Source organism: Sulfobacillus harzensis (assembly GCF_012933365.1).
GTDB classification, from domain to species: Bacteria; Bacillota; Sulfobacillia; order Sulfobacillales; family Sulfobacillaceae; genus Sulfobacillus_B; species Sulfobacillus_B harzensis.
Map to the genome: position 1 here is coordinate 1 of NZ_JABBVZ010000117.1, position 9,855 is coordinate 9,855.

General features: G+C 58.5%; 10 protein-coding genes and 1 pseudogene. 8 read left to right on the top strand and 3 right to left on the bottom strand.

The genetic code is table 11. The features are described 5' to 3' along the window. The first annotated feature begins 361 nt into the window (after window positions 1-361). Entirely contained in the window at window positions 362-664 is a 303-nt protein-coding gene (locus HIJ39_RS19550; protein WP_169102696.1) for a hypothetical protein, read from the top strand. Then, on the top strand, window positions 651-1,169 hold the full coding sequence (locus HIJ39_RS19555; protein ID WP_169102698.1) for a PIN domain-containing protein: 519 nt from the start codon (window positions 651-653) through the stop codon (window positions 1,167-1,169). The genes HIJ39_RS19550 and HIJ39_RS19555 overlap by 14 nt, the downstream gene beginning before the upstream one ends. Window positions 1,170-1,500: 331 nt before the next feature. On the opposite strand, the pseudogene HIJ39_RS23795 reads toward HIJ39_RS19555, so the two are convergent. Both HIJ39_RS23795 and HIJ39_RS23800 read right to left on the bottom strand, forming a co-directional pair. Next, a pseudogene (locus tag HIJ39_RS23795) lies at window positions 1,501-1,686 on the bottom strand (tyrosine-type recombinase/integrase); the annotation flags it as partial. Between the two features lie 15 nt (window positions 1,687-1,701). Next, window positions 1,702-1,863, bottom strand: coding sequence for a site-specific integrase (locus HIJ39_RS23800; protein ID WP_207711799.1), 162 nt, complete (start codon window positions 1,861-1,863; stop codon window positions 1,702-1,704). A 133-nt stretch (window positions 1,864-1,996) separates the two neighbouring features. Here HIJ39_RS23800 and HIJ39_RS24725 point away from each other — a divergent pair, with 133 nt between their 5' ends. The 4 genes from HIJ39_RS24725 (at window position 1,997) to HIJ39_RS19575 (ending at window position 6,636) form a co-directional block, all read left to right on the top strand. Beyond that, window positions 1,997-2,131, top strand: coding sequence for a hypothetical protein (locus HIJ39_RS24725; protein WP_275107379.1), 135 nt, complete (start codon window positions 1,997-1,999; stop codon window positions 2,129-2,131). A gap of 627 nt (window positions 2,132-2,758) precedes the next feature. Next, window positions 2,759-3,919, top strand: a complete 1,161-nt coding sequence (locus HIJ39_RS19565) for an MFS transporter (protein WP_169102700.1) — start codon at window positions 2,759-2,761, stop codon at window positions 3,917-3,919. 20 nt (window positions 3,920-3,939) lie between these two features. Then, the gene (locus tag HIJ39_RS19570; RefSeq protein ID WP_169102702.1) at window positions 3,940-5,094 is read left to right on the top strand and encodes an anhydro-N-acetylmuramic acid kinase; all 1,155 of its coding nucleotides are present in this window, start codon (window positions 3,940-3,942) and stop codon (window positions 5,092-5,094) included. A gap of 96 nt (window positions 5,095-5,190) precedes the next feature. After that, on the top strand, window positions 5,191-6,636 hold the full coding sequence (locus HIJ39_RS19575) for an MFS transporter (RefSeq protein ID WP_169102705.1): 1,446 nt from the start codon (window positions 5,191-5,193) through the stop codon (window positions 6,634-6,636). Here the strand turns inward: HIJ39_RS19575 and HIJ39_RS19580 are convergent. Further along, a complete protein-coding gene (locus HIJ39_RS19580) occupies window positions 6,633-7,790 on the bottom strand; it encodes a CynX/NimT family MFS transporter (protein ID WP_169102706.1) in 1,158 nt (385 codons plus the stop codon). The genes HIJ39_RS19575 and HIJ39_RS19580 overlap by 4 nt on opposite strands. A 149-nt stretch (window positions 7,791-7,939) precedes the next feature. On the opposite strand from HIJ39_RS19580, the gene HIJ39_RS19585 reads away from it, so the two are divergent. Both HIJ39_RS19585 and HIJ39_RS19590 read left to right on the top strand, forming a co-directional pair. Continuing rightward, complete coding sequence (locus HIJ39_RS19585) at window positions 7,940-9,127, top strand: MFS transporter (RefSeq protein WP_169102708.1); 1,188 nt, start codon at window positions 7,940-7,942, stop codon at window positions 9,125-9,127. 41 nt (window positions 9,128-9,168) lie between these two features. Beyond that, a complete protein-coding gene (locus HIJ39_RS19590; RefSeq protein ID WP_169102710.1) occupies window positions 9,169-9,828 on the top strand; it encodes an aldo/keto reductase in 660 nt (219 codons plus the stop codon). The last annotated feature ends 27 nt before the right edge of the window (window positions 9,829-9,855 follow it).

The following is a 9,855-nucleotide window of genomic DNA, read 5'->3' on the forward strand; positions in this document are numbered from 1 at the left end:
CGAAGACCGAGTCCGCCAGCCCTTACAGAATTTGGAGTCTTGAAAAACTGTTTACACAAAATCCTTGACACTCCTGCCTGGAAACCCTGTCCGCGCGAGAATTGGCCAATATCAAGCTCACGATGTCAGGACAATAGTTTTTCCTCGAGGGCTTCTCCACGCACGGGGTACGGCACCAACTGTCGTAAACGCAACCGCAGACAGAGTTCCCGATACATCCTAGGGACGGTTGTAATGGTTGGATTTGCATTGCAAATATGGGTAGGTTAGTATGATTTCACATATGCTTTAATGTAGATGTGAATTGATGGGAACAATGGACTTAAGGAATGAATGGGATTATCAGAGAGGAGGCCCCGTTATGTCGCGCTCTACCAACACAAAGCAGAACGACGGGCCCGAAGTGCAACCCGAACGGCCGAGCACAGATAATGTGGTGGGAACCGTGAGGTTCAAAGACCTTATTATCAATCGCAGCTTGCGCACGGGTGGGGCGCCCCGGGTTAGTTTTCCCCAAGAACTTCCTGAGGGGCTCCAAGAAAAATGGGGTTCGGTGTTTGCGGCGACTCTTACGCCGGAGGACGTGGAGCAAATAGAGCTGGCGGCCCACGAGGTACGCCCCCGCTTTTTCCGGGAGCGTTTCGGAGACAATGCCAAAAAGTAGTCCCATTCGGATCTTCCTGGATTCCAGCATTTTGCGTGTCTTTACGTTAGGCAATAACGCCTTGAGTTCCCTTGTAATGCTCCCCCTGATTGGTTGTCCGATCGAGATTGTACTATCGTCCTACACACTAAGCGAAACCTTGGAAGTTCTCTCACGACCGAATGTACCACCAAAGGCGCGCATTGCGGTCATTCAAGGATTGGCGTTTGCCATATTGCAAGGAGACTGGCACGTCCACCTAGAGGATCCCGACCCGGCCGTAGTTGAAGCTATGGGACAATATTGTCGAGATGAAAAAGACTGGCCCGTTTTGGCCGATGCACAAGCTGAGGCGTGCGACTTTGTCCTCACCTACGACCACGACCTTCTGGAAATGGGGGACGAATCGCCTATCCGCTGCATTGACCCGGAAACGTTAGGGTCGATTTTCGAAAATGATCCCGACATTCAGACGGTTGTTGCTCAAGTAGAGGCGGAGTTCAAGAACTTGACGCCCACTTCATGACCGGGACAAGCCGTAACTGCTGAAACGGCCCTAAAGACCCGGTAAAAGCGCAATCGCCATTCTTCAACGCCGTCGGCTGCGTTCGCCTTCCGGGTAATTTGTCGGGCGCCATTCTGGAATGGTGTCGCGTTGGGCCTGCGGTGTGCGGATCCGACGGTGCCTAGCCATCCGATGCCGCCGAACCGTATAGAAGCGTGTCCAGCCCAGCCGCACGATACGGCGTCCGGTCATGACTTCGACGGTCCGCACTGTCTTCCGCTACTTGCGCCAAATCCATAGGGCAGCAAGAACGGCCCCGTAACTGCCCACCAAAGCAATTTGAGTGGCCCCACTAGAGTCCCACCTCAGCAGCAGCATTTTCGCGGAACAGCGAGCCTTCCCGAATGTATCGGCGTACCATGTCCACACTCCGGTGTCCTGTTTGGGCCATAATCACCCGCTCAGCCACACCCGCCTGTGCAGCCGATGTCGCTAGCCCCGCCCGCAAGCTGTGACCCGCATATTGCGCTGGGTCGAGGCCGGCGGCTTCTGCCTAACGCTTTACGATGAGCGCCACGGCCTTATCGCTCAGCTGACCGGTCTGCATCTGGCCATGCCGATTGATGGCACGGAATAGGGGACCGTCTTCGATTCCCGAGGCCTCAAGCGACCGCACGGGGCACGTCTCGCGATGCGAGCCGTAGGGAATGCCCACCAATCGGCCTTCGCCTTCTTGATCCGTCTTCGACCGCCGCAGGTGAATCGTGAGTCCGGTCGCGCAACTGTCCGACTCGCTGTTGGGCCACTAGCGAAGGGAAGGTTCTCACGCTACTCCGCGGCTGATGGCGTTGCCACCTACAGAGTTGGCGGCCGAACGCCATGCCCGCGCCGAGCGGGTCCGCCAGAAAATGCATGCCCTCTTAAACGGTGAGTTGGACGAGTGGTTCTTCGCGGGGACCACGTTGGATGGCGTGGGCATTTAACCGTGGTCCGACCGGGCCAGCTGACACCCGATTGTGCCCAGCTTCCTCATGAGCGAGGTGACCGCTGATGGATCCGAATGTGCGTCGGCAGCCGATCCCGTCTCTGCATGTGGTGCCGGGTTTGTCGCCGGAGGAGAGGGAGGGGGAGCGCTCATGAAGCTGTCCGGTATAATCCCTTCTCCGTGCGCCAAGAACCGCTCAAGAGTGTATGGGCGGGCATTCGACGGGTCCATGGTATCGCCCAACGCGGCAAGGCCCCTGCCGTCACCGCGGACATGCAGGCGATGGGGTGGCCGTGGGAAAAAATCGCCCTGACCCCGGTTTGCACTGGGCCCGCGCCTAAGTCGTCAATCCGACCAGGGCTCCGGGCACGTCGGTAATGGCGTTCTGGGCACCGGGCATGCGAGCGCGGGTGGCCATGGCCGCCTCCTCAATAGAAGCAGGCATCGACCGGACTTTACCGGATGGAGGGCACCTGTTATGCTAAGGGTACCATGGAAGGATGGGTGACAATGTTTTCTCCTCTCGCGATTGCCAATGCGCCTTAACGGGAGAGATCTGCCCTTTTTCCGAGTTCACCTCAGGGTCTGATCCTCCCTCCGCATTTCGCATTCGGGGGGATTTTTTATGTCATCCAATCGAGATGTGGTACTCCTGGCCATCGATGACGCCACCGTCACCTTGGGTTCGCAATTTCGCGAGGTGGCCCTAGGACTTCTTATTACCGGACTTAACCCAGCATCGTCCAGTTACGCATGGTACTTCCTCGCCGGTTCCATTCCCGGACTGGTGCTAGCTCGGGCGTATGCTTGGGCGAGCAGCCGGTTCGGCGCACGCCAGGCGATGATGGCTACCTATGGTGCGCGGATGCTCATGGCCTTGGGCTTGTGGCGCGTACAAAATTTCTGGGCGGCGCTCGCCCTCTTGGCCGGCATTGCAACCGGCAGCGGCTTTTATTCCGCCGCTCAATCCCACTATGTGGCGAATCCGGGAGACTTTCGGGGCACCCGTCATGTCATCATGCGGCTGCGCCAATCAGAGAGCGCCGTGCGGTTGGTCGGGCCCATGCTGGCAGGCCTGGTACTCTCCCTCATTGGATATCGAAGCGGTTTTCTATTGTCCGCCGGGGCTTATGGGATTGCCGGCATGCTGATTGCGCGCTTGTCCCGTGACACTCGTCCGCGTCAGCCGGCTCGCTATGAATCCATCGACTGGCGTCCCGACGGACCGTCTGTGGCCATGATGACCCTGAGCTTCTTGACATGGCAAGCCAATACCTTGGCGATGGCCTACACGTTTCACATCCTGCATCGGCAATCGTTCGGCTATGGCCTGACGTTGGCGGTGTGGGGCGGATCAGGGCTGGTCGCGAGTCTTCTCCTATCCCGTATCCAGGTGCGTCCCCTGACCTGGATTCCGCCCATGTTTTTGGGGCTGGGCATCAGTTGGCTGGTTTTGTCCCGGGGCGTGTCCTTTCCCGTTTTTGTGGTCCTGGGAGGCATTGAGGGGTTTTGCGGGTGGATGGTTGAGGACCTGGCTGCTGCGTTGGTTTTGTCCCAGGCTCCGCCGGGCCGAGCCGGCTATGCACGAGCCAAATTGGGTGCGTTTGAAGAAATCGGATCCATTCTGGGTACGGTGGCCATTTTGCTTGTTCCCTCGACCTGGCTGATCTTGCCTCTCTATGCAGTTTTAGGCCTGCTGGGCATCGCTGGCGCGGTTATGGGGGGGCTTATTGGCTACCTTCCGGGGCGCCGGGCAGGGAATTCGCCGCCCATGGGCGAAGCCTGAGATACAGCGGGAGGGATACCGTGGCGATTTATGCGGTAGGCTTGATGTCGGGAACCTCGGCGGATGCGATTGATGCGGCACTAATTGAGATCAGGCGGCCAGACGACGCCTTTCCCGGCGTGGCGCTGGTCCACGCGATTTACGATCCGATTGACGGCACGGTGCGGCGCGATATTTTCCAAGCCTTTTCGCCTTCGGCGCCGATTGTCTTAGCGGGACGGCTTGATCGGGTCCTCGGGGAAACGTTTGCTCGGGCGGCCAATCGGGTGATTGCGGAGGCGGGCATCGACCCCAGTCAGGTATGCGTCATCGGCTCTCATGGGCAGTCTATCGCCCATTACCCCAATGGGCCGGGTGGATTTACCTGGCAAATCGGCAATCCGGCTGTCATTGCTGCACGTACCGGGATTGACGTGGTATCTCACTTTCGGTCCATGGATATCGCTTTGGGTGGACAAGGTGCGCCGCTGGTACCCTATTTTGACTGGGCCATCTTGCGGCATCCCGAAGAAGATCGGGTGGTGCTCAACATTGGCGGCATCGCCAACGTGAGCTGGATTCCGGCTCAGGCGCCATTAGAGGCCATTTTGGGCTATGACACGGGCCCCGGCAATATGGTGTTGGATGGTGCCGCAAACCTGTTGAGCGAGGGTCGCCTGACCTTTGACAAAAACGGGCAATGGGCGAGCCGCGGCCAAGTGGACGAGGCGCTCTTGAATCAATGGCTGGCCCATTCTTATTTTTCCGAGACACCGCCGAAAAGTACCGGCCGGGAGCAATTTGGCCTGCCCTACGTGGCGGAGCGTGTGGCGGAAGGGAGAGCCCTGGGGCTATCCGACGCCGACATTCTGCGAACGCTGACCGTATTGGTGGCATCCAGCATTGCGGATGGGATAAAGCGGGTGACCCGGGGCCCGATCGCGCTTATTGCATCCGGTGGCGGGGTGAAAAATAAGCTGTTGATGGCCGAACTGGCGTCCCGGTTGGCGCTTCTTCGGCCATGGGAGACCAGCGGTGCCTATGGCCTGCCCGAGGACGCCAAGGAAGCGATGGCCTTTGCGTATCTGGCCTTCCAGTTGGTTCGTCGACGCCCTACCAGCATCCCCGGTGCTACCGGGGCCAATCGCTCGCATCTGCAGGGCAGCCTGACGCCGGCCGGGGCGATCTTTCCGTAGCTGATTATCTTGGATAAGCTGTAAATAGAGGGCGAAAGCCCGCTACTTTTTTCGCGTCCCCAGACAGAGAACGCGAGACGGCAGGGAGGGGACGAGGTGGATCGGGACATTCCGAGCCTCCGATATGGTTGGCTGGTTTTCTCAGTGACAAGTCTAGGCGTCATGTTGGTTCAACTGAACATTGGATCGTTGTATGTTGCGTTGCCCGCCGTGGTGGCGCATTTTCATGCCGGTCCGGCGGCCTCTATCTGGATTCTTCTTACCTATCAGCTGTTCAACACCGTGCTGATACTTCTGTTCGGCAAGTTTTCGGATATCTTTGGCCGCCGCCAGCTCTATCTGGCCGGGTTTTTGGTATTTACCGCGGCCAGTTTAGTGATTGGGTTTTTAGACAATGTGGCCTCGCTTCTGGTGCTTCGGGTATTGCAGGCGGCGGGCGGGGCGCTCATCATCACCAATACCACCGCACTGATTACGGACGCTTTTCCACGGGAGCATTTGCAGTCCGGATTGAGCATGAATGTGCTGGTGAGTTCTGCGGCTCAACTCTTGGGTCCCATCGCTGGGGGGCTCTTGGCGACGCTGGCCGGTTGGCAATGGGTGTTTTGGTTTAATGTACCGTTCGGCATCGCCGGCATTGTGTGGGGGATGGTGGCGCTCGCACCGCAAAGGAAGCCCAGCTATCGGGAGCCCATTGACGGTTGGGGCAATTTATTTGCCTTTCTTAGCTTAAGCGGCATCATTCTGGCGGTGTCGGAAGGCGGGATTGTGGGCTGGGGCGCACCGGTCGTGCTGGTCGGGTGGGCATTGGCGGTTGTGTTGGGACCGATTTTCATTCTTCATGAGCGCCGCACTGCTCATCCCATGGTCGACTTGGCTCTCTTTAACATTCGCCCTTATGCGATGGCGAATGTGGCGGCTTTTTTGAACGCCATGGCCCGGTCCACCGTGGTTTTGCTGGTTGCTCTTTTCTATCAATCGCTGTACCACCTGTCGCCGCTTCAAGCCTCGCTAAGGGTCATTCCGGTCACCGTGGGGATGGTCATCGCGGCGCCCTTGTCAGGCCGCCTGGCGCGCCGTTATCCGGCCAGAATTTTGTCGACGGCCGGTCTTGTGGCGACCATGCTTGGTCTCATCATCCTGGTTTTTTTGCTGTCGCTCAACATTCCTTTTTGGCTGGTCGGCATCGCCATTTTCTGCACGGGTTTTGGCTCGGGATTCTTCCTGACACCCAATACCAGCTCGATTATGTTGTCCATTCCCGCCTCGCATCGCGGGATGGTCAACGGCATCCGCTCCATGTTGCAGAATATGGGATTGGTGCTGAGCACCGCGCTGTCGTTGACGCTCATTGCCAACAATCTGCCGCCCCGGTTAAAGAATGCCATGTTTTTGGGGACCGTGACCCGCATTCCACTCACCGATATCGCCCGTTTCATTGACGGGTATCGATATGCTTTCGCGGCGATGGGGATCGCCACGGTCTTGGGTATTTTCACTTCGTTGATGCGGGGAAAAGTGCAAAGCCGATCTACTTTCTAGGGGCGTTCGGCGGCGGGTGGGATTGGATTGATGTAGACATCGCGGCCTGCACCAAGACCGAATCCCGCCATCAACAGCACCACGACCAACAACAGCATCAGGGGCATCGTCCAGGCGCCGGAGGCACTATGAAGAAGGCCAACCGTAAATGGCCCGGCGGCCGCCAAGAGATACCCGATGGATTGAGCCATGCCGGAAATTTGTCCGGCTTGGTGGTGAGTGTGGGTGCGAAGGCTGAAAAAGGCTAATGCCAAGCTAATGCTGGCACCGGCGCCAAACCCGATGAAAATGACCCAAATGATGGACAGCACGATACCCTGGGTGATGAGGAGACCGAGGTAGCCAACGAAAAACAGGGCTGAAATGGCGGCCACCAGATTTTGTTGGCGGCGCTGACGGCCGGCCATGATGGGGACCAGAAAAGTGCCGGGAAGGCTGACAATCTGCATTAAGGATACCAGCCACCCCGATAGGGAAAGGGAGAGCCCACGGTCGTGCAGCAGGGTGGGAAGCCAGGCCACGTTGACATAAAACAAGAGCGACTGCAATCCCATAAAGAAGGTAATCTGCCATGCAACAGGCGATCGCCACATGCCGCCCATTTGGGTCGCGTCAGGGAGATGGCGCTGCCGTAAATGCGGCAGCCACAGCAACAGGGCTACCACCGTAAGAATTGCCCAGGTGAGCAGGGCGCCACGCCACCCAAGCCCTAGGCCATGGGCCAGAGGAACGCTGATTCCGGAGCCCAACCCGGCAAAAATATTCATCACCGTGGTGTAGACCCCGGTCATGAGGCCAATGCGTTGCGGGAAATCGCGCTTAACCAGGCTGGGTAACAGGACGTTGCCAATGGCAACGCCGGCCCCGACCAGAAACATTCCCGCTAACAGCGCCGCCGCCGTTCCTAAAGACCGGCACAATGTGCCCGCCAAGAGGATGATGAGGCCAATATACAACGTCCGTTCCAAGCCGAGACGACGTGCGGCGCGCGGGGCGATGGGAGAAATGAGGCCAAAGGCGATGAGCGGCAAGGTCGTCACCATGCCAGCCAGTCCCGGAGACAGGCCGGTGCCGCGGGAAATTTCGGCAATGAGTGGTCCCACGCCGGTGATGGTGGGGCGCAGATTGGCGGCCATGATGAGAATGGATACCATGATGAGCCAACTGGTGCGGGTTGTACGGGTTTGGGCAATGCGCTGGTTCGTCTGTTTTCCTCCGTTCCGTCCTTAGCCGTGCTATTTTACCCTAAGTCTATCATGCGAACAATATGCGGAAGGTTGCAACTCTCGACAGGAGGGGATGCGTGGTGCGGGATTCCGCAACATCGATTGTGGCCGCGTCGTATGCGGCGGGATTGGCAGGTACCATGGCGGAATTCGCTGTACCGCCCGTGATGCCGGTGTTGAGGCAGCACTTTCATAGCTCTGATGCCCTCGACAGTCTCTTGATGGGGGCTTTTGCGCTGGCAGCCATGGCGTCAGCACTCGCGGCCGGACGCCTCGCCAACCGTTGGGGCGTCAACCGGGTGGCGCTGGGTGGTTTGATGGGATTGGCTCTAGGGATGGCGTTGGGGTGGGCGAGTTTCTCCGGAGACACCATGGCAGGATTTTTGGCGGCCCGTTTACTGGCTGGATGCGGGTTCGGCCTCATTTCGGTGGCGGCACCGGCGAAGATTAGTCAGCAGGTCGAGGGGGCCAAGATGGCTCGGGCATTGGCCATTTGGGCTACTTGGGTGCCCGTGGGGAGCTTAATCATGTTTCTTTTGGGGCCGCACCTGGTCGGGCCTGCCCATATCCTTCCGCTGACCGTCGCGGAATGGGGCATGGAAGGTCTCGCGGCCGTGCTCCTGGTTCAGACCTCGAATCCCCGACCGTCAGCCCGTTTAAGCCCTGAGGCGGCATCCACCCCGTGGGTGCTTCCGATGATTTTTGTGGCGGGTGCGTTTGCCTTCTTCACAGCCCAGCAATTTGCGCTGAGCACCTGGCTTTCTACCTGGCTGACCCGCGACTTTTTCGTGACGCTTTCCACGTCCGGTCTCGTTGGGGCCGCCGCCAGCGTGGTGGGGGCATTGGGAAACTTGGCGGGGGGACCGTTTGTGGGCGCGCGTCCCAAAGTCTGGCCTTTTTTAGCGTCCGGCACGGTGATGACCGGCCTATGGTTGCTGCTCGGGGTGCGGGCTTTGGCTCTCGCCATTGTGTTCACACTTTTGCTGAACTTGGTCGGCGGGCTCATTCCGACGGTGGTGTTCGCGGCACCGCGACTGGTTTCCGAGCATGACGGCACCGTAGCGCCGGCGATGGCATTTGTCATTGTGGGAGAAAATCTCGGCATCGTCGTTGGACCGCTCTTGTTTTCGATTATGATGGCTGGCAACCACTTTGCTCGCGGTTTTCAGGGATTGGCCATATTGGGCGCGGCGATGACGCTTGCGTTAGCCCTCTTTTTCCGGCAAACGCGCCGTCTGGGCCAACTGGGTGGGCGATCGGCGTAAGGCCTTGGCAATTGGTTATGATATCCAGTGGAGGTGGGTTAATGAAGACCAGACGATTGGGATCACAGGGATTAGTGGTTTCGGAATTGGGCCTGGGTTGCATGGGGATGTCGGATTTTTACGGGGGCCGCGATGATGAGGAATCAATGCGCACCATTTACCGGGCCATCGACCTGGGTATCACGTTTATTGATACTGCGGACATGTACGGCCCCTTTACCAATGAAGAGTTGGTGGGACGCGCGCTCAAGGGGCGTCGGGATCAGGTGGTGCTGGCGACCAAATTTGGCAACCAGCGCTCCCCGGATGGTCGATTCCTGCGCATCAACGGTACTCCGGAATATGTGCGCCAAGCCGCCGAAGCGTCGCTGAAACGCTTAAACGTTGAGGTTATTGATTTGTATTATCTTCATCGGGTGGATCCCACCGTCCCCATCGAGGATACTGTGGGGGCGATGGCAGAACTGGTGCGGGAAGGCAAAGTGCGCTATTTAGGGCTCTCGGAAGCGGCGCCGGCCACTATCCGCCGTGCCCATCAAGTCCATCCCATGACTGCGCTGCAAACCGAGTACTCGCTCTGGAGCCGCGATCCGGAGGATGAGATCCTGCCCACCGTCCGGGAACTGGGCATTGGATTTGTCGCCTACAGTCCGCTAGGAGCCTTTTCATTTAATCCGAACCCGCACGGCGCGCGGGTTTGACGCATTGGACGCTGCGATTTTCCTACA